This is a genomic window from Streptococcus sanguinis (assembly GCF_003943655.1).
Taxonomy (GTDB): domain Bacteria; phylum Bacillota; class Bacilli; order Lactobacillales; family Streptococcaceae; genus Streptococcus; species Streptococcus sanguinis_F.
The window spans coordinates 20578-38332 of the sequence record NZ_RJMM01000007.1; the positions used below are offsets into that span (position 1 = coordinate 20578).

At 42.8% G+C, this 17755-nt stretch carries 21 protein-coding genes; 8 read left to right on the forward strand and 13 right to left on the reverse strand.

The window, feature by feature from the left end:
* Positions 1–40 precede the first annotated feature (40 nt).
* On the forward strand, positions 41–1390 hold the full coding sequence (gene gorA / locus D8886_RS04620; RefSeq protein WP_185761250.1) for a glutathione-disulfide reductase: 1350 nt from the start codon (positions 41–43) through the stop codon (positions 1388–1390).
* A 353-nt stretch (positions 1391–1743) separates the two neighbouring features.
* Here the strand turns inward: gorA and D8886_RS04625 are convergent, their stop codons facing one another.
* Positions 1744–2475 (reverse strand): cyclase family protein, encoded by a 732-nt coding sequence (locus tag D8886_RS04625; protein WP_125434369.1) that lies wholly within the window; start codon positions 2473–2475, stop codon positions 1744–1746.
* 471 nt (positions 2476–2946) lie between these two features.
* Between D8886_RS04625 and D8886_RS04630 the strand changes: the two genes are divergently transcribed.
* On the forward strand, positions 2947–3492 hold the full coding sequence (locus tag D8886_RS04630) for a biotin transporter BioY (protein ID WP_125331430.1): 546 nt from the start codon (positions 2947–2949) through the stop codon (positions 3490–3492).
* 24 nt (positions 3493–3516) lie between these two features.
* Here the strand turns inward: D8886_RS04630 and D8886_RS04635 are convergent, their stop codons facing one another.
* Entirely contained in the window at positions 3517–3729 is a 213-nt protein-coding gene (locus D8886_RS04635) for a YdbC family protein (RefSeq protein ID WP_002894983.1), read from the reverse strand.
* A gap of 90 nt (positions 3730–3819) precedes the next feature.
* Here D8886_RS04635 and D8886_RS04640 point away from each other — a divergent pair, with 90 nt between their 5' ends.
* Positions 3820–4176 carry a hypothetical protein gene (locus D8886_RS04640; protein WP_002894981.1) on the forward strand — a complete coding sequence of 119 codons (357 nt, stop codon included), beginning with the start codon at positions 3820–3822 and terminating at the stop codon, positions 4174–4176.
* Between the two features lie 26 nt (positions 4177–4202).
* Here the strand turns inward: D8886_RS04640 and D8886_RS04645 are convergent, their stop codons facing one another.
* The 3 genes from D8886_RS04645 to D8886_RS04655 all read right to left on the reverse strand — a co-directional run bounded on the left by D8886_RS04645 (position 4203) and on the right by D8886_RS04655 (position 7034).
* The gene (locus D8886_RS04645; protein WP_185761251.1) at positions 4203–4526 is read right to left on the reverse strand and encodes a CHY zinc finger protein; all 324 of its coding nucleotides are present in this window, start codon (positions 4524–4526) and stop codon (positions 4203–4205) included.
* 72 nt (positions 4527–4598) lie between these two features.
* A complete protein-coding gene (locus D8886_RS04650; RefSeq protein WP_032906623.1) occupies positions 4599–5885 on the reverse strand; it encodes a peptidase U32 family protein in 1287 nt (428 codons plus the stop codon).
* A 219-nt stretch (positions 5886–6104) separates the two neighbouring features.
* Positions 6105–7034, reverse strand: coding sequence for a peptidase U32 family protein (locus tag D8886_RS04655; protein ID WP_185761252.1), 930 nt, complete (start codon positions 7032–7034; stop codon positions 6105–6107).
* A 130-nt stretch (positions 7035–7164) separates the two neighbouring features.
* On the opposite strand from D8886_RS04655, the gene D8886_RS04660 reads away from it, so the two are divergent.
* The gene (locus D8886_RS04660) at positions 7165–7467 is read left to right on the forward strand and encodes a DUF3270 family protein (protein WP_002897221.1); all 303 of its coding nucleotides are present in this window, start codon (positions 7165–7167) and stop codon (positions 7465–7467) included.
* A gap of 121 nt (positions 7468–7588) precedes the next feature.
* On the opposite strand, the gene D8886_RS04665 is transcribed toward D8886_RS04660, so the two are convergent.
* The 8 genes from D8886_RS04665 to D8886_RS04700 form a co-directional block, all read right to left on the reverse strand.
* A complete protein-coding gene (locus D8886_RS04665) occupies positions 7589–8068 on the reverse strand; it encodes a YtxH domain-containing protein (protein WP_125434372.1) in 480 nt (159 codons plus the stop codon).
* Positions 8069–8083: 15 nt separating this feature from the next.
* On the reverse strand, positions 8084–8482 hold the full coding sequence (locus D8886_RS04670) for a DUF948 domain-containing protein (RefSeq protein ID WP_002894975.1): 399 nt from the start codon (positions 8480–8482) through the stop codon (positions 8084–8086).
* Positions 8483–8539: 57 nt separating this feature from the next.
* A complete protein-coding gene (gene lgt / locus D8886_RS04675) occupies positions 8540–9325 on the reverse strand; it encodes a prolipoprotein diacylglyceryl transferase (protein ID WP_125434373.1) in 786 nt (261 codons plus the stop codon).
* A complete protein-coding gene (hprK, locus tag D8886_RS04680) occupies positions 9318–10253 on the reverse strand; it encodes an HPr(Ser) kinase/phosphatase (RefSeq protein WP_125434374.1) in 936 nt (311 codons plus the stop codon). The genes lgt and hprK overlap by 8 nt, the downstream gene beginning before the upstream one ends.
* A gap of 137 nt (positions 10254–10390) precedes the next feature.
* On the reverse strand, positions 10391–10882 hold the full coding sequence (locus tag D8886_RS04685; protein WP_125434375.1) for an NUDIX hydrolase: 492 nt from the start codon (positions 10880–10882) through the stop codon (positions 10391–10393).
* A 201-nt stretch (positions 10883–11083) separates the two neighbouring features.
* Entirely contained in the window at positions 11084–11359 is a 276-nt protein-coding gene (locus tag D8886_RS04690; protein ID WP_032906743.1) for a PspC domain-containing protein, read from the reverse strand.
* Between the two features lie 137 nt (positions 11360–11496).
* A complete protein-coding gene (locus D8886_RS04695; protein WP_125434376.1) occupies positions 11497–11934 on the reverse strand; it encodes a SprT family protein in 438 nt (145 codons plus the stop codon).
* Positions 11921–14053: a Tex family protein gene (locus tag D8886_RS04700; protein WP_125434377.1), complete on the reverse strand. Its 2133-nt coding sequence runs from the start codon at positions 14051–14053 to the stop codon at positions 11921–11923. Before D8886_RS04700 ends, D8886_RS04695 begins: the two co-directional genes overlap by 14 nt.
* A 177-nt stretch (positions 14054–14230) precedes the next feature.
* On the opposite strand from D8886_RS04700, the gene D8886_RS04705 reads away from it, so the two are divergent.
* The 4 genes from D8886_RS04705 to zwf all read left to right on the forward strand — a co-directional run bounded on the left by D8886_RS04705 (position 14231) and on the right by zwf (position 17720).
* Complete coding sequence (locus tag D8886_RS04705) at positions 14231–14368, forward strand: SPJ_0845 family protein (protein ID WP_125434378.1); 138 nt, start codon at positions 14231–14233, stop codon at positions 14366–14368.
* Complete coding sequence (locus D8886_RS04710; RefSeq protein WP_125434379.1) at positions 14365–15270, forward strand: permease; 906 nt, start codon at positions 14365–14367, stop codon at positions 15268–15270. The genes D8886_RS04705 and D8886_RS04710 overlap by 4 nt, the downstream gene beginning before the upstream one ends.
* Positions 15267–16085: a TIGR03943 family putative permease subunit gene (locus D8886_RS04715; protein WP_125434380.1), complete on the forward strand. Its 819-nt coding sequence runs from the start codon at positions 15267–15269 to the stop codon at positions 16083–16085. The genes D8886_RS04710 and D8886_RS04715 overlap by 4 nt, the downstream gene beginning before the upstream one ends.
* A 174-nt stretch (positions 16086–16259) precedes the next feature.
* The gene (gene zwf, locus D8886_RS04720; RefSeq protein WP_125434381.1) at positions 16260–17720 is read left to right on the forward strand and encodes a glucose-6-phosphate dehydrogenase; all 1461 of its coding nucleotides are present in this window, start codon (positions 16260–16262) and stop codon (positions 17718–17720) included.
* Positions 17721–17755 lie beyond the last annotated feature (35 nt).

Sequence of the window (17755 nt, forward strand, 5' to 3'; positions counted from 1 at the left end):
GGTACAATTACCTCATATAATAGAAGGAGATTCTAACAAGATGAAAGAATTTGATATGATTGCTATTGGCGGTGGCAGCGGGGGAATTGCTACCATGAATCGGGCCGGCGAATACGGTGCCAAGGTTGCCATTATTGAAGAAAAGAAACTAGGTGGCACCTGTGTCAATGTCGGCTGTGTCCCAAAGAAGATTATGTGGTACGGAGCTCAAATAGCTGAAGCTATCCATCATTATGGACCAGACTACGGATTTACCTCTGATAATCATGCTTTTGATTTTGCTACTCTTCGGAAAAATCGAGAAGCTTATATTGACCGAGCACGTTCATCTTACGATAGTAGCTTCAAGCGGAATGGGGTTGAGCTAATCGAAGGCCGTGCCCGCTTTGTGGATGCAAACACTGTCCAAGTCAACGGCGAGCTTATACGCGCCAAGCACATTGTCATCGCGACGGGTGCTCATGCAGCTGTCCCCAATATCCCTGGCGCAGGCTACGGCGAGAATTCCGACGATGTTTTCGCTTGGGAAGAGTTACCTGAATCTGTTGCCATTGTCGGAGCAGGCTATATAGCAGTTGAGCTAGCCGGCGTGCTCCATGCTCTGGGAGTTAAAACAGATCTTTTTGTTCGTAAGGATCGACCACTGCGCAACTTTGACAGCTATCTGATTGACGGTCTGCTCCAAGAAATGGAGAACTCTGGACTCCAGCTTCATACCCATAAGATTCCACAAAAGCTGGAAAAACTTCCTGATGGCCAGCTCAAGCTCTACTTTGAAGATGGTAGCAGCCACACAGCCCAGCATGTTATTTGGGCCATCGGCCGTAAGCCAAATGTTCAAGACCTCAATCTGGAAGCAGCTGGCGTCACTCTCAATGAACGTGGCTTCATCGCTGTAGATGAGTACCAAAACACTGTGGTTCCAGGTATTTATGCTCTAGGCGATGTAACAGGTGAAAAAGAATTAACTCCTGTTGCTATCAAGGCTGGACGAACTCTGTCTGAACGTCTTTTCAATGGTAAAACCAATGCTAAGATGGACTACTCGACTATTCCAACTGTTGTCTTCTCCCATCCCGCTATTGGGACAGTCGGCCTGACTGAGGTAGAGGCTATCAAGACTTACGGAGCAGAAAATATTCACGTTTACACATCTAGCTTCACATCCATGTATTCAGCTGTCACCCAGCACCGCCAACAGGCCAAGTTCAAGCTCATCACTGCCGGTGAAGATGAAAAGGTCGTTGGCCTGCACGGCATTGGCTACGGAGTAGACGAAATGATTCAAGGATTTGCTGTTGCTGTCAAGATGGGCGCTACCAAAGCTGACTTTGATGCTACAGTTGCTATTCACCCGACTGGCTCCGAAGAATTCGTGACTATGCGATAAACATTCAAAATCAGAAGAGGTTTGGTATTCCAGCCTCTTTTTGACTTCTGCTACCATTTTATAATAAAGATCATGACCATTCCATAACTTAATCTTTCATTTTACAGACGAATCTTACATTTTTGTAAGATTGTAAATTTTAGCTATTTCAGGTTCATTTGACTTTCCTTTCAAATATCAGTCTAATGGAAGAAATTCAGATTTTTTTCAGAGCATAGACTACTGCATCACTATTTTAAAGGTTAAATTGTCAAATATCCATCAAGAAATTCCAAAGATTATAAAAAGCGATCTATTTATTAGTTATTATATGAGACAAGGAGCCTGAAATGAAACCTCAGACTCCTTTTTCTTTATGGTAAAATAGCTACAGCCCTCACTGGTGAACCGCTGGCTTGATGCCAGTTGGGAAAACTAATTGAAATGAGAGCACCCTTAGCCGGCAGCTGATCCAGATTGGTCATAACTTCTAGCTGATAAATGTCCTGCTCCAAAAGATAATATTCATTGAGCAGCCCATGCTCCGAAGTTGAAACTCCCGCATCAGTGTCAAACGTCTCATGACCCACAGCCTTAACACCACGCTCATGGATAAGGAACTCTAGAGCATCCTGTCCCCACCCAGGAGTATGCTGAATCTCCTGATCATCCAGATTGCGCATGGCAGATTGACTTGGCCAACGCTTGGACCAGTCTGAGCGAAAGGCAACAAACGTTCCTGGCTCAATCTGCCCGTGCTCCGCTTCAAAATCTAAAATATCCTGCTTGCCCAGAATAAAGTCTGGATTCTCTGCTACTTCCTTAGACTTATCAATAACCACCAAAGGCAGGAAAAGATCTTTTAGCTCAATCTCTTCCAACCAGCGACCACCCTCCACAAAATGAATCGGAGCATCAATATGAGTCCCGTACTGGCCAACTACAGAAAACTGCTGAACATGAAAACCATCTTTCAAAGTGAAAATATCCTTTTTCTCCAAGGCAGGCAGAGCGGGAAAATGCGGACTGTCTTCCTTAATCTGATGGGACAAGTTGACCCATTTTTTCTCCTGTAGTTCCTGATAAATTTTTAATAAATCTGTCATATGCTTCTCCAATCTAGTCTGTCTTGCTTTGGAAAGATGTTGATTACGCACCCACACCTCTAGCAAAAACTCTTATTTACTTTTGCATTATTATATCAATCAAAGTGTGCTGCTGCAATTCTTTATAGCTTTTTTAGATAATCCTTTTTTATTGATAAGAATATAGTTTGAAGCTATAGCTAATTTTTCTAATGAAACCTATTCAAACATTTAAAATTTTGATATGATAGAACAAAGCAATCCAGAAACGGGGAAAACAGATGAATAAAACGAAAAAGCTTCTTGCAGCCTTGGGCATCCTTTTCTTTAATATTTTTGGTCTTATCGCCTTTATCGTCTTGCTTATCAGAAGCAAGAAACAGAAATGAAAATCTGTCTGAATAATTGTCTCGTCCGATTAAGAAGGACTTGACTTTTTTTTATTTAGCTTTTAAAATAGTTACCATAAAAATAAAAAGAGGTTTACTATTTATGAACAAGAACAAAGCATTTCTTCTTGCCCTCCCAGCTATCGGAGCTGCCTTCCTAGCTGTCCTGTCCCAATTAACTATTTCCATCGGCCCCGTTCCCATTACGCTGCAGACTTTTGCTGTCGGTTTGATTGCGACGATTTTCAAACCTCGCGAAGCTGTATTGTCGGTTTTCCTTTATCTGCTGCTGGGAGCTATTGGCCTGCCGGTCTTTGCTGGAGGAAGCGGTGGATTTCAGGCACTCTTTGGTCCGAGTGCCGGCTATCTCTGGTTCTACTTACTCTTTTCGCTTGTCACATCCAGTCTGACACATAAGGATAGTCCCTTCTATATGATTTTTATAGCCAATGTCTTGGGCGACGCTCTCGTCTTTGTCGGCGGTATCCTAGGACTGCATTTCTTAGGAGGTCTTGATTTCTCTAAAGCCATTGCGGTTGGTCTGACTCCTTTTATCCTGCCTGATCTGCTGAAGATGGTCTTCATTACCATTATCAGCATCCCTATTTTTAAGAGTCTGAAATTCCATTCCTACTTTTCAGAGAAATAGAAAAAACTGATAGAGCTTTCTCTATCAGTTTTTAAATGCATCCACGAGAACTTGGAATTCTTCATTAGAAAGTGTAATTCCCTTGCCCATCTTGCTGTGGTCTGGACTCCAAGTCCGAATATCATACTTAGCTGGTGCTCCGTTAAAGCTAACTCGGTTGAGTTCCTTGGTCCAGCCCTTGTCATTTTCAGACAGGACCAGAAGTTTTTCTTCGATTTCGAATGTAAATTCAGTCATATTTCACCTCTTGTTTTATTTTCCAACTAATAATTCGTAAAAGAATTTACAATTTAGGGAATTTTGTTATATAATATATTGTAACAAGTTATGGAGATTTTAGCTATGAAAAAATATCTCGAAATGATTTTACAAAGAGCCAACGAATTTATCAGTGGCAAAAAGAATGAACAGGGACCAGAGGACAGCGGCCGCATTCTGCGTACCATTGAACTAGCTCTGCGAAAACAATCTGGTGTCCACGTTATCTTTTTGGATAAAAGCTTCACCGGCGATATTGTCAAATACGATCGCGAGCGCCTGCAGCTGATTATCAAGAATTTCAAGAAAAGTATGACCACTATTATCCGCGTGCAGGACATCAAGCGAATCAGTCTCGTACCCAATAATATCCGTGAAGCCCAAAAGAAAGACATTCGCGTCACCAACCGTCGTTTCAAAAGATAACTCTTCCATCCAGCTGGATGGAAGAGTTATTTGTTTGTCTGAAAATAAATTGATCGATGCTTCTTGCATCCTGGATTAAAAGGATGATTACAGATAGGACAGGCATCCTCACAGCCAAGGTACTGAGAAATAGTCAGCTCTGTCCTGCAATGTCCGCAAAGAACTACTCGATCTTCTGACCGACTCATGGGATAGGCCAGAAAAGCATGGTCTTCGTAGCGGTCATGACAGAAAAAGCAAGGATAGTATTTCTGACAAGCAAAGCACTTAAGGGCTATGATATCTATCTCACTGTGATAATGCTGGCAGCGAGTCTCCTCATCAAGAATATCTCCGTAAACCTGAATCATGCTATTTCCTCTCTGAAAACCTCTATTCATAAAAATGGCTTTTAGATTAAAAAGCCACCTATGAATAAAAGATTAAGCTCGGACGGTCACGCTAGTGCCATCTTCCTTGTAAAGATTAATCAAGCCTTCCTTTCGAGCCCGCACCATATCGCCAGCCTCTACGGGCTGCTCCAAGTGAATGGTCAGGAGTTCCATCGGATTAGGAGCCCGATCAATTTTGTTACCGTCAGCATCTCGAAGGTCTGTGATAAAGGTTTCAAAATGACGGAAGCCCGGTCCGTAAAACTCAACCTGATCTCCTTCATGAATAACATTTCGCTGACGAATAGTCGCTGTCTGACTGTCTGCGTCATAAGCTACTACTTCAGCTACAAATTTGTATTCTGGAATCTTGCGTCGCGCTCCGAAAAGCTGCTCATTTTCAGTTGGAGTATGATAGTAGAATCCTGTGGCCAATTCACGTTGAGCAACCTTCCACATCTCATCGACCAAATCCTGCTTGATAGCTTCGAACTTTTCAGGACTTTCTAGATAAGCATTCACAGCTGCTTTATAGCAGTTAGTCACCGTAGAAACGTAATGAATGGACTTCATCCGCCCCTCAATCTTCAAGCTATCCACTCCATTTTCAATCATGTCTGGTATGCGGTCAATCATGGACATATCAACTGCGGACATGGAAAATTCTTCTGGAACTTCACCCTTCAAGCTCTTACGTTCTTGACCAAAAGGCATGTCGTAGAGGTCATATTTCCAACGGCAGGATTGCGAGCAGCCTCCACGATTGGCATCGCGCATACTCATATGGTTGGATAATGTACAGCGTCCAGAGTAGGAAATACACATCGCTCCATGAACAAAGGCTTCTATTTCAACGTCAGTCCGTCGGCGAATTTCAGCCAGCTCAGCCATAGAAACTTCGCGGGCTAGGACAACTCGAGTCAGTCCTAAATTTTTCCAGAACTCCAGCGTTTCATAGTTGGTCGCACTAGCCTGAGTCGATAGGTGGATTTCTAGACCAGGTGCTTCTGACGCTGCAATAGCAATCAAAGCCGGATCTGAAACAATGACAGCCGCAATCCCGATATCCCGCAAACGGCGGAACCACTCACCAGCTCCCTCTTCATTTCCCTCGTGCATGACCATATTGGCCGCGACATAGACCTTAGCACCATAACTAGCCGCAAACTGAACCCCTTCTTCCATCTGTTCAAAGGTAAAGTTCCCAGCCCGACTGCGCAGACCATAGGCCTGTCCGCCAATAAAAACAGCATCCGCTCCATATCGAACAGCTACTTTTAGCTTTTCCAAAGTACCAGCAGGTGATAACACCTCTGGTCGTTTCAACTTTCTTGCCATCATTTTCTCCTATTTGCAATATAAAAGTGTTGATGTCTAATCCTTATTATTTTATAGTAATTTGCCCCCAAAAGCAAGGTTCTTTGAATTATTTTCACAATTCTAATTTTCGAATTAATTCAAAAAAATAGTTAGGAACATATACTTTTTACTCATGTTTTAGAAATCTTATTTTTGTCCTCAAAAAAGAACTCCTAAAAGGAGCCCTAGTTTAAATATTTATTTTACCATATCAGGGTCATAGTCATAAAATCCTGTATCCAGAAAACGATTTTTCGGATGCAGTTTGTGAATCGCCTCATTCAGCACAAAGGCTTGATCTGAGCTAAACTTGCCTGCTTCAATCAAATCTCTCGCCTCTACAAAAATCTTAGCAATCTCGACAAAGTTGTGACCAGGTGTGTAGAGACCTTCTAGCTTCCAGTGGCAGAATCCATGATTAACCAACTCTATCAGCTTGGTCATCAAATCCAAGTCATTATTGGCAAAAATATGAGTACCATGATTGTCCTCAAAAATCGAATAATGGCTCTGCGGATCGCTTGGTTCCGCCAGAAAGAGGTCTCGCTCCCGTGTCTTTTCATCATCGATATGAGTAAAATTATAGTAATTCTGCAAAAGTGGACGCTTGGAGTGATGGATGACACTAGCCCCGTAAACCAAGACTTCAGCAGGAATTTCCAGAATCTCAGGCATCTTAAAAAGCTCTGCAGAAGGAATCTCACGCGCCAAGACAGCTTCTGAGACTCCAGCATTCTTAGCCCAAAAGTTAATCTGACGGCTGCTGGTAACCATGGTCGATGCGTCGTAAATGGTTTTTAATTTGTAGCCATCTCGCTGCAGCACATAGAAAACACCAGCATCACCAACGGTAATATAATCTGCTCCAATCTCCTGCAGAAAATCAAGATAGGGCTTGATCTTATCCATCATTTCTTGATGCATGAGCGCGTTCACCGCAACGGTCAACTCTTTTCCTGCTTGGTGAACCAAGTCAGAAATTCGAGTTAATTCGTCTAAACTAAAATTATGAGGCAAACGAAGGCCATAATTTTTCTCTCCGACATAAATTCGATCGACATTCGCCTTCAAAAGTTCCTCAACTTGTTCTATACTTTCAGCTGTTGCTGTAATAATTATCTTTTTCATAAAACCATTATAGCAAAAAAATATAAAGGAGTGGTTTTTCATTCGAATTTATTCGTTTTGTAACTCTTTTGTAATATTTTGAACTGCAAAAAAATGGTAGAATTATAGGGTACTGTAAGGAGAGAGAATTATGCACGTAAGAAAATACCAACAATATGATGACCCAACTGACTACTACTACCAAGAAATTGAATCTGAACAAACACCACTCTATCAAGAGTACTTACCTGAAGCAGAAACATCACCAAGATTAAGTGAACTCTTTTTCTTCTTAAATATTGCTGTGTTCTGTGTCTTGACAGTTTTGTTTAGCTTTGTATTTTTGAGCTTGAAAATGAATACATTTATGTCTTTCGCTTTGGCCATTGCTTCCAGCCTGATTAGCATTCAATCTTATCGCTTGTTCGCAAAGAAACGCCAAACTAGCAAATAAACCAACCTTGTGATTCTACGATTTTAAAATATAAGAAAAACCGACGACGCTTTAAGTCCTCGGTTCTTTTTTTCGTTCTTGTAAACAAAGAAGACTAGCAAAATTGCTAGTCTTCTTTGTTTTATTTTTCTTCTTGACTGTCTGTTTCAACAGCCTTTTCTTCTTGTCCTTCTGTCGCTTCTGCTCCGAAGTCAATGATGATTTCTTCTGAAGGTTCTTCTTCCTCTTCGAAGATCACAGGTTCTTCCTCAGCTAAGCTGCTTTCTTCTTTCTCAAATTTTTCTTTGATTTCGTTAAACTTATCTTGCGAGTAGTCCACGACTGACTTGGTCGTTTCTTTGACAGATTCGATGACTGTTTCAGTTGTAATCTCGCCTTTCTCAACTTTTTCTTTGGTTTGTTGAATTGCGCTGACAGCTTGATTTGAAAAGTCTTTAGCAGACTGAACGACAGCTTCGTGAATATCATCAGGATTTTCTTGGTATTCCTTAACAAAGTCTCGAACCTTATCTGTCGTTTCCTTTCCTTTCTTACNGGTCAGAAAATAGGCAGCAGCTGCACCAGTAACGGCGCCCAATAACAGTGATGAAAATTTTCCCATAATAGACCTTCTTTCTTATTTTTTAAACAATTTTGAAGCAAAACGCAAAGCAGATAAACCAGCTGTTGTCTTGACAGATCCCTTGCCAACAGACACAGCTTTTTTACTCAGCGTGCGCGCCTGAACGTTTAAATCTGAAACAGACTCAGACAGGTCTGCTACAGCTGTAAACAAAGGATCAATAGTTGCGACCTTTTGATTGATGTCATCAGTTAAGACATTGACCTTGGCCAGCAAATCATTGGTTTGGTGAAGGGTCACGTTGACATCAGAAGTCAAGACCTTGATGGTATTTTCTGTTTCATCTAGCATCTTACCAGCTTTCTCGCCCAGATTTTTGACAGTAATCGTCAAGTAAATCACGAAGATAATGAGGGCTACCGCCAGTAAAGCATAAGCAATTTCAATTATCATATTTCTCTCCTTTCATTGCAGACGTCTCTTACAAGAGTCAGCGGCTCTAAGCATTTCTTATTCTTGATAATAAGGGGCTTGCTTTTTTCTTTGGTAAATGATGATGCCGATTCCGACAAAAATAAGAATCAGCGACAGCCATTGGGAAACACGCAGACCAGCAAACATAAGACTGTCCGTCCGCATACCCTCAATAATCATCCGGCCAAATCCATACCAAATTAGATAGAAGGCGGCGATTTCTCCCTGTCTCAGCAACTTAGGCCGACGGCGTAGAACAATAATCAAGATAAAACCAAGTAGGTTCCATAGAGATTCATAGAGGAAAGTTGGCTGTCTGTAACTGCCTTCGATATACATATTCTCACGAATAAAGCTAGGCAGATAATCCAAACTCTTAACTGCCGCACCATAGGCCTCATGGTTGGCAAAATTCCCCCAGCGACCAATACTCTGGGCAATCATCACACTCGGTGCTGCGATATCCAGAAAATCAACTGGATGAATCAGCCTTCTCCGACAGAAAAAGTAGAGAACGATAGCACCAGCTATCAGTCCACCATAAATGGCAATCCCGGCTATTCCGCCATTCCAAAAATCAATGATTTTTATCAGATTCTTACCATAATAATCCCATTCGAAGGCCACGTAATAAAGTCGGGCACCGACGATGGCCACGGGAAAAGCCACTAGGATAAAATCCAAAATATCATCAGGAATAATCTTCCGACGCGGAGCCTCTTTCATGGCTAGATAGACGGCCAAGACTAAGCCTGTGACAATGCAGATGGCATACCAGCGAATACTGATAGGCCCAAGTTGGATAGCTACTGGATCAATCATATTTCACCTCATTTCGGCTAATTAAATCAGTGAGGCGTTCTTCAAAGATCTTGGTAGCATCATAGCCCATTTGCTTCGCGCGATAGTTCATAGCTGCAGCCTCAATCACAACCGAGATATTGCGTCCGGTCTTCACAGGAATCCGAATACGTGGAATTCTGACGCCGGCAACCTCCAGCTCTTCTGTATCATTGCCCAGACGATCAAAGGTCTTATGGACATCAAAGTTTTCCAGATAGACAGCTATCTGAACCTGAGAAGAATCTTTGACAGCACTAGCTCCGTAAAGGCTCATGACATCAATGATACCAACACCACGAATTTCCAACAAGTGGCGCAGGATTTCAGCCGGCTCTCCCCAAAGGGTCATTTCATCCTTAGCATAGATATCCACTCGGTCATCCGCAACCAACCGATGGCCACGCTTAACCAACTCAAGCCCTGTTTCACTTTTACCAATTCCGCTGTCCCCCTGGATGAGAACCCCCATGCCATAGATATCCATCAGAACACCATGAACGCTAGTTCTCTCAGCCAGCCGTGAATCAAGATAGCTAGAAATTTCTCCAGACAAGCGACTGGTAGAGGTTTTGCTTCTAAGAATAGCAATCTGCTTCTCATCAGCAGCACTAATCATTTCTTTAGGAATCTCTAAATTTCGAGCAATGATAATCACAGGCGTCTCAGGCTGGAACATTTTTAGCAGCACCTGATGGCGGTTATGAGAGCTCATCTTCATCAGATAAGACCACTCTTTCATCCCAATCAGCTGTATCCGCTCGGGTGTATAAAAATCAAAATATCCAGTCATTTCAAGTCCAGGCCGAGAAATATCTGAAGTTTTTATTTCTTTCTCCAGTAAAACGTTATCTCCGTACTCCTGAGACAGGCGGGATATTTTTAAGAGGTCTTTGACCTTTACCGACATTGTCTTCTCCCTTCAAATTTGTCTTCCTCTATTATAGCAAATTTTTACCTTAAAAGAATCCTTAAGATTGATTTTAGGTCGAAAAAATATTTTGATTTAAATCAACTTTTTAGTGAAAATAGAAAACAGCCGGAACATCAATCGATCAGGCTGCTGAGAATCTTCTTTTGGTTCTTAAAACAAGGATGGTTTTCTACAAAGGCCGGAACCTCTCTCAAAGGCAACCAGACATGAGCATCTGTTTCACCTGCCTGATAGCGGACTTGACTCTTATCGCCAGACACAACCACTTCATAATAATCGAAATGGCACTGGTCTTTGATAGAGCACACCTGCTCCAAAAGTCTGATGCTGTCAGGAACCAGGCCAGTTTCCTCTTTTAACTCACGCAGGGCGGCTGTCTGACTATCCTCTCCTGCCAGCACACTGCCTCCCGCTCCAAACTCATAGTAGCCAGGATAGAGACTTTTATTTGCTGACCGCCGCATAAAGAGAATATCACCATCCTGATGGCGAACCAAGACATTGACACAGAGATGAAACTGTCCTTCAAGAATTTTTTCTCCTCGAACCAGGAGATGAGGGAGTTGATTTCGATTTAAGTCATAAGCATTCCAAACTTCTATCATATTTCCTCCTTGGATAAATTATATTTTGGTGGAGTTTTTAAGTGTCGATTTACCTGGTTTTCTAGCCTGCTTCTTTTTGAGAGTTTATCTAAAAGAAGCAAGCAGAAAATAAATCACAGTATAGAAATGTCTTACTAAAATATTCCCTACTTCAAGTAAAAAATCGGGAGTGCGTCCCGAAATTTTCTATTTTATTAAGAATTACCAAAACCAACCGTCTTTATCATCTTTGATAGCTTCCGCTTCTTTTCGTTTGCGTGGACCAGTTCCGTACATTTCTTCTTCTATGTCTTCTTTATAGGGCATAACCATAGCCAGCAGGATATAGATGAGAATTCCCAAGCCGAAATTGACCACAGTAAAGATAATAAAGAGGAAGCGCACTAGGCTCAGATCAAAATCAAATTTATCAGACAGACCGGACAAGACACCGGAAATCAGTCGATTCTTTTTCAACTTATAGAATTTCACGTTCATGATAGAGACCTCAATGATCATATTTACTTTATTCTACCATATTTCACAGAAAAACAATCGGGCCAAAGGCTGATTATACCTTAGAAAGTTCATTCTTTTAAAAAAGAGAGTTCTTCAATGAACTCTCTTACTAATTCTCAAGCTTCCTCCGACAAACAGAGCTTGCCCATACAGCGTCCGCACCGGTATTTTTGAAGATTGACTCTGCGTCTGCGACGGATAAGTGCTCCGCAGCTCAGGCATTCATAGATGAGAAAGGTTTGCGAGTCGGACAAGGATGGAGCGTAGCGCAGACCATCAACTCGCTTGAGCAGGTCTTTAAAATCTCTATCCCCATGGCGGTATCCTTTGCCCTGATAATAGAGGTGATAGTGAGTCAGCTCATGTCGGACAATTTTTCGAAAAATTTCCAGACCAAAAGTTTCATAGATTTTTGGGTTGAAATCCAGATGACCATCTTTAGGAAAGAAGCGTCCCCCTGTAGTACGGAGACGCTTGTTCCAATAGGCTTGGTGTCGGAATTCCCAGCCAAAATCCTCAAACGAAACCCGCTTGACATAGTTAGTTAGATTCATTTGGTGCTATCAGAGAGAGGTTGACCTTCTCCCGCTCCACATCCAGTTTATCTACCCAGACAGTGACCAAATCACCAACAGATAGGACCTGACTAGGATGCTTGATATAGTCTGTGCTCAGCTTAGAGATATGAATGAGTCCATCTTCATGGATACCGATATCTACAAAGGCTCCGAAATCGACGACATTCCGGACGACCCCTTCCAGCTTTTGACCGATGCGCAGATCCTTTATATCCAAGACATCCTGCCGCAGAACTGGTGCGTCAAAGGAATCTCGCAAATCCCGGCCAGGCTTGAGCAGATCCGCAATAATATCTTTGAGGGTTTCTTCTCCCAAGCCTAGCTCTGCAGCCAAACTAGCAATCTGAACAGCTTTTAATTTGGCTTGGGCTGCTTCATCCAAACTGCTGATTTCCAGACGCTTAAAGAGCTCCTCCACCGCCTTATAAGACTCTGGGTGAACGCCTGTATTGTCTAGCAGGTTATCACTTTCGGGAATACGCAGAAAGCCAGCTGCCTGTTCAAAAGCCTTTGCGCCCAGACGCGGCACTTTCTTGATGGCCTCGCGAGACCGAATCAAGCCTTCCGTTTCCCGGTACTTGACAATATTTTCTGAGATAGATTTATTAAGACCAGCTACGTGAGCTAGAAGGGCAGGACTGGCGGTGTTGATATTAACACCAACTTGGTTAACCACGGTATCAACGACAAAGTCCAGGCTTTCAGACAGCTTTTTCTGGCTGACATCATGCTGGTACTGACCAACCCCGATAGACTTAGGATCAATCTTAACCAGCTCAGCTAAAGGATCTTGCAAACGGCGGGCAATGGAAATAGCTGAGCGCTTTTCAACAGTCAAATCTGGAAACTCATGACGAGCCAGTTCACTAGCAGAGTAGACAGATGCTCCGCTTTCATTGACGATAACATAGCTGACATTTGGATGGGATTTCAAAACTTCAGCTACAAAGGCTTCGCTTTCTCGGNTGGCCGTTCCATTTCCAATGGCGATGATTTCCACGCCAAACTGCTCAATCAGCTCTGACAGCTCCTTCTTAGAAGCTTCAATCTGAGCTGGCTTTGCTGGCGCTACTGGATAGATAACATGAGTCGTCAGCATCTTACCTGTCGCATCAACAGCAGCCAGCTTGGCTCCTGTTCGGAAGGCTGGGTCAAAGCCCAGTACTACTCGACCTTTGAGAGGGGCAATCAGGAGAAGATGGCGGAGATTATCTGAGAAGAGCTGAATCGCACCATCCTCAGCAGCCTCAGTCAGCTCGGTCCGAATACGACGCTCCATGGCTGGAATGATTTTCTTTTTAACAGCTTGCTGGACAGCTTCGATAATATAGGCATTTTTCACCTTGAAACGTACTTCAAAGAAGCGCAGGATCTTCTCGAGATTGTGCTCAAAACCAACCTTGAGAATACCTAGCTTCTCACCACGGTTAAGAGCCAGAGTCCTGTAGCCTTGCATGGTCGCTACTTTTTCAGAAAAATCATAATAAATTTGGAAGATCTGCTTTTCATCCAAATCACCGTCTTTAAGACTGGATACGATAGAAGAATTGGTCTGCATCTCATGGTAGGTCCAAGCCCGCAGCTTGGTATCTTCGGAAATCGCTTCAGTCAGAATATCCACTGCTCCAGCTAGAGCAGCTTCTACTGTTGGAAAGGCTTCACTAGTAAGTTTCTCAGCCTCTTCCTTCAGATTAGACGAATCTTGTAAGATTAGGCGAGCCAAAGGAAAGAGACCTGCTTCACGCGCAATCGTAGCCTTGGTACGGCGTTTCTCCTTATAAGGAAGATAAAGTTCTTCCACATCAGCCAGCTTTTCAGCAGACTCAATCTCAGAGCGAAGAGCATCCGTTAATTTTCCCTGCTCCTCAATCTTAGCTAAGACCGTCGCTTTACGCTCTGCCAAGGCAGTCTTGCTCTTATCTAAGTCAATGATTGCCTTAATCTCTACCTCATCCAGATTTCCTGTCATTTCCTTACGGTAACGAGCAATAAAAGGAATTGTATTTCCCTCAGCGGTCAGGTCTAGGACTTGTGATACTTGGCTTTCTTTAAGGCCCAATTTCTGGGCAATTTTTTCAATATTTATATTTTCCATAACAATCCTATTATATCACAAGTGCTTTGAAAGATAGGCAGTTTTAGAACTATTTAGTACTATTTGTACAAAAAATTTAGGGTAAATCAGCGACAAAGAGTCTCCTATGTTTCAAAATTTCATTTTTTGATAATTGGTAGTATAATAGAATTATTATTTTAGAAATGAGGTGCCTTTATGGCTGTTAAATTTACCAGATCAGATGATTTGGACAAGATGTTCGAGGAGTTTGCAACCCTGCCCAAGATTGAAAAGGTAGAATTTCAAGAGGAAGACAAGAAAAAATCTAAAAACGAGAAGGATAAGAAAGAATGAGCTTCTTCTCTCAGCTGCCGGCCAGTGTCCTGCAAGCCGGCGCCATCTTTCTCTCCATTATCATTGAGGCCCTGCCTTTTGTCTTGATCGGAAGTATTATTTCTGGCTTTATTGAGGTTTATGTCACGCCGGACAAGGTTTATCGTTTCTTGCCCAAGAACAAATGGGCCCGGATTTTCTTTGGAAGCTTGGTTGGTTTTGTCTTCCCTTCTTGCGAGTGCGGAATCGTCCCTATTATAAATCGGTTTCTTGAAAAGAAAGTTCCCAGTTACACGGCTGTGCCTTTTCTGGTAACGGCTCCAGTCATCAACCCTATCGTGCTCTTTGCCACCTATTCAGCCTTTGGTAATTCCTTCCGAATGGCTCTGCTTCGTGCTTTAGGTTCTATGGTCGTGGCTGTTCTTTTAGGGATTTTTCTGGGCTTCTTTGCAGACAGCAATATTCAGAAAGAAAATCGCAAAGCGGTTCATGAGCATGACTTTTCACATCTCAGCAAAGGACAAAAGCTATTTCAGGTCTTTGTGCAGGCCATTGACGAATTTTTCGATACAGGTCGCTATCTGGTCTTTGGCTGTCTCTTCGCCAGCCTAGTCCAAGTCTATGTTCCAACCAGAATCCTGACCTCTATCAGCTCGACACCAGCTGTTGCTATTCTCCTGCTCATGCTGCTGTCCTTCCTGCTCTCACTTTGCAGTGAAGCTGACGCTTTCATCGGGAGCTCCTTGATTGCTAGCTTCGGCTTATCACCTGTCTTAGCCTTCTTGGTCATTGGGCCGATGCTAGATGTCAAGAATCTGCTGATGATGAAAAACTACTTTAAGACACGCTTTATCTGGCAATTTATCAGCCTAGTTACCATCGTCGTCTTTCTTTACTCTTGGCTTGTGGGGGTGGTGCTATGATTCGATTTCTAATCTTAGTCGGCTACTTTGAGATTACCATGTATCTGCAGCTGACAGGCAAGCTTAATCAATATATCAATCTCCACTATTCCTATCTGGCATACTTTTCTATGATTCTGTCTTTTGTCTTGGCAGTCGTGCAGCTCATTATCTGGATGAAGAAGATGGAGGTTCACAGTCATTTAAGCACTCGCTGGGCCAAGTTAGGCAGCGTGCTGCTGCTTGTCATACCACTTTTCGTAGGAATTTTCTTTCCAACTGTAACCTTGGATTCGACAACAGTTTCGGCCAAAGGATTTCATTTCCCGCTAGCTGAGGGAACTTCAACTGCTATTCAGCAGGACGAAGGCACAACCAGCCAATACCTAAAGCCGGATACCAGCACCTACTTTACCAAAGGAGCTTACGAAAAAGAAATGCGGGCAGCCGCTAAGAAATATGTTAAGCAAGATACCATTCAGGTCACAACTGAGAACTACATGGAAATCATGGAGGTCATCTATGATTATCCTGACGAGTTTGTAGGCAAAACGCTGGAGTTCACCGGCTTTGTCTACAATGATCCAAGCGACCAGAAGAGTCAATTTCTCTTTCGCTTTGGTATTATCCATTGTATCGCCGACTCAGGTGTCTATGGCCTATTGACGACTGGAAATACGCAGCATTTCGAAAATAATACCTGGATTCATGCCAAGGGAAAAATTACCATGCACTACCATAAAAGTCTGGGGCAAAGCCTTCCAACTCTAGAAGTTGAAAGCTTTGATAAGGTAGAAAAACCAGAAAATCCTTACGTTTATCGGGTATTTGAATAAAGAAAACGAGGCTGGCACAATTGTGTCTTAGCCTCATTTTTTATCTTTGGATATTTTTCAAGCAGCGGTCAAATTCTTTCTATTTATCTCCCTTTTCAGAAACCGAATTTCTGAATACAATCTTTAGAAAAATTGTGATAAAATAGAGACATCATTTAGAAAATAGGTATCAGGATGTCTTCAAAAGTTATTGTAACAATTTTCGGAGCCAGCGGTGACTTGGCCAAAAGAAAACTCTACCCATCCCTCTTCAGGCTCTATAAGTCTGGTAATCTTTCCAAGCATTTTGCAGTTATTGGAACAGCCCGCCGGCCTTGGAGCAAAGAGTATTTTGAGTCTGTCGTTGTCGAGGCAATCGCTGATTTAGCTGACAGTCCAGAGCAAGCCCAAGAGTTTGCCAGCCACTTCTACTATCAAAGTCATGATGTGCAGGATACCGAGCACTACATTGAGCTGCGCAAGCTTCAAAACCGACTCAATGAGCAGTACCAAGCTGAGCACAATAAACTCTTCTTCCTGTCCATGGCTCCGCAATTTTTCGGTACCATTGCCAAACACCTCAAGTCTGAAAATATCGTAGATGGCAAAGGCTTTGAACGTCTGATTGTCGAAAAGCCTTTCGGGACAGATTTGGCAACTGCCAGCAAACTTAACGAAGAACTCTTGGCGGCCTTTGATGAAGAGCAGATTTTCCGTATTGACCATTACCTAGGTAAGGAAATGATTCAGAGCATCTTCGCTATCCGCTTTGCCAACCTTCTCTTTGAAAATATCTGGAATCGTGACTACATTGACAATGTCCAGATTACCTTTGCCGAAAAGCTTGGTGTCGAAGAACGAGGTGGTTACTATGACCAGTCCGGTGCTCTACGGGATATGGTGCAGAATCATACCTTGCAGCTCCTGTCACTCTTAGCTATGGACAAACCGAAAAGCTTCAGCAAAGAGGACATTCGGGCAGAGAAAGTCAAAGTTTTTGAACGCTTGGTACAGCCCGATAAAGAAGACTTGAAACGCTTCTTTATACGCGGTCAGTATAAGTCTGGCACGGTCAAAGGTAAGAAATACATCTCCTACCGGAGCGAGCCTAATGTCAATCCTGACTCCATGACTGAAACCTTTGCTTCAGGGGCTTTCTTCGTAAATAGCGAACGTTTCCTTGATGTTCCATTTTTCTTCCGAACTGGTAAACGTCTCACTGAAAAAGGCACTCTTGTTAATATTGTCTTTAAGCAGATAGAGTCTATCTTTGGTGAGGAGTTAGCACCAAATGTTCTGACCATTCATATCCAGCCGACTGAGGGCTTCTCTCTCAGCATGAATGGCAAAGAGGTCGGCGAGCGCTTCAGCTTGGCTCCTCTCTCTCTGGACTATCGAACAGACGCAACAGCTAGTGGTGCTTCCCCTGATCCTTACGAAAAATTAATCTTTGACGTCCTTAACAATGACTCAACCAACTTCAGCCACTGGGATGAAGTCCGCTCCAGCTGGGAGCTGATTGATCAGATTGAAGAGCTCTGGCATAGCAATGAAGTGCCACTCCATGAGTATCCTGTTGGTTCTATGGGACCAGATGCTTCCTTTGAACTCCTTAGAGAATTTGGAGCTGACTGGCAGTGGTCTCCAAAAAAATAAGATTAAAAAATATTCATAAAAAAGCCAGTACATGT

What these genes read in the sequence shown, in the direction of transcription:
- zwf (WP_125434381.1), top strand. Translation starts at nt 16,260, where the DNA reads ATGTCTTCAAAAGTTATTGTAACAATTTTCGGAGCCAGCGGTGACTTG.
- gorA (WP_185761250.1), top strand. Translation starts at nt 41, where the DNA reads ATGAAAGAATTTGATATGATTGCTATTGGCGGTGGCAGCGGGGGAATT.
- D8886_RS04655 (WP_185761252.1), bottom strand. Translation starts at nt 7,034, where the DNA reads ATGAAAAAGATAATTATTACAGCAACAGCTGAAAGTATAGAACAAGTT.
- D8886_RS04660 (WP_002897221.1), top strand. Translation starts at nt 7,165, where the DNA reads ATGCACGTAAGAAAATACCAACAATATGATGACCCAACTGACTACTAC.
- lgt (WP_125434373.1), bottom strand. Translation starts at nt 9,325, where the DNA reads ATGATTGATCCAGTAGCTATCCAACTTGGGCCTATCAGTATTCGCTGG.
- D8886_RS04690 (WP_032906743.1), bottom strand. Translation starts at nt 11,359, where the DNA reads ATGAACGTGAAATTCTATAAGTTGAAAAAGAATCGACTGATTTCCGGT.
- D8886_RS04625 (WP_125434369.1), bottom strand. Translation starts at nt 2,475, where the DNA reads ATGACAGATTTATTAAAAATTTATCAGGAACTACAGGAGAAAAAATGG.
- D8886_RS04715 (WP_125434380.1), top strand. Translation starts at nt 15,267, where the DNA reads ATGATTCGATTTCTAATCTTAGTCGGCTACTTTGAGATTACCATGTAT.
- D8886_RS04685 (WP_125434375.1), bottom strand. Translation starts at nt 10,882, where the DNA reads ATGATAGAAGTTTGGAATGCTTATGACTTAAATCGAAATCAACTCCCT.
- D8886_RS04630 (WP_125331430.1), top strand. Translation starts at nt 2,947, where the DNA reads ATGAACAAGAACAAAGCATTTCTTCTTGCCCTCCCAGCTATCGGAGCT.
- D8886_RS04635 (WP_002894983.1), bottom strand. Translation starts at nt 3,729, where the DNA reads ATGACTGAATTTACATTCGAAATCGAAGAAAAACTTCTGGTCCTGTCT.
- D8886_RS04640 (WP_002894981.1), top strand. Translation starts at nt 3,820, where the DNA reads ATGGAGATTTTAGCTATGAAAAAATATCTCGAAATGATTTTACAAAGA.
- D8886_RS04710 (WP_125434379.1), top strand. Translation starts at nt 14,365, where the DNA reads ATGAGCTTCTTCTCTCAGCTGCCGGCCAGTGTCCTGCAAGCCGGCGCC.
- D8886_RS04650 (WP_032906623.1), bottom strand. Translation starts at nt 5,885, where the DNA reads ATGGCAAGAAAGTTGAAACGACCAGAGGTGTTATCACCTGCTGGTACT.
- D8886_RS04705 (WP_125434378.1), top strand. Translation starts at nt 14,231, where the DNA reads ATGGCTGTTAAATTTACCAGATCAGATGATTTGGACAAGATGTTCGAG.
- D8886_RS04670 (WP_002894975.1), bottom strand. Translation starts at nt 8,482, where the DNA reads ATGATAATTGAAATTGCTTATGCTTTACTGGCGGTAGCCCTCATTATC.
- hprK (WP_125434374.1), bottom strand. Translation starts at nt 10,253, where the DNA reads ATGTCGGTAAAGGTCAAAGACCTCTTAAAAATATCCCGCCTGTCTCAG.
- D8886_RS04695 (WP_125434376.1), bottom strand. Translation starts at nt 11,934, where the DNA reads ATGAATCTAACTAACTATGTCAAGCGGGTTTCGTTTGAGGATTTTGGC.
- D8886_RS04645 (WP_185761251.1), bottom strand. Translation starts at nt 4,526, where the DNA reads ATGATTCAGGTTTACGGAGATATTCTTGATGAGGAGACTCGCTGCCAG.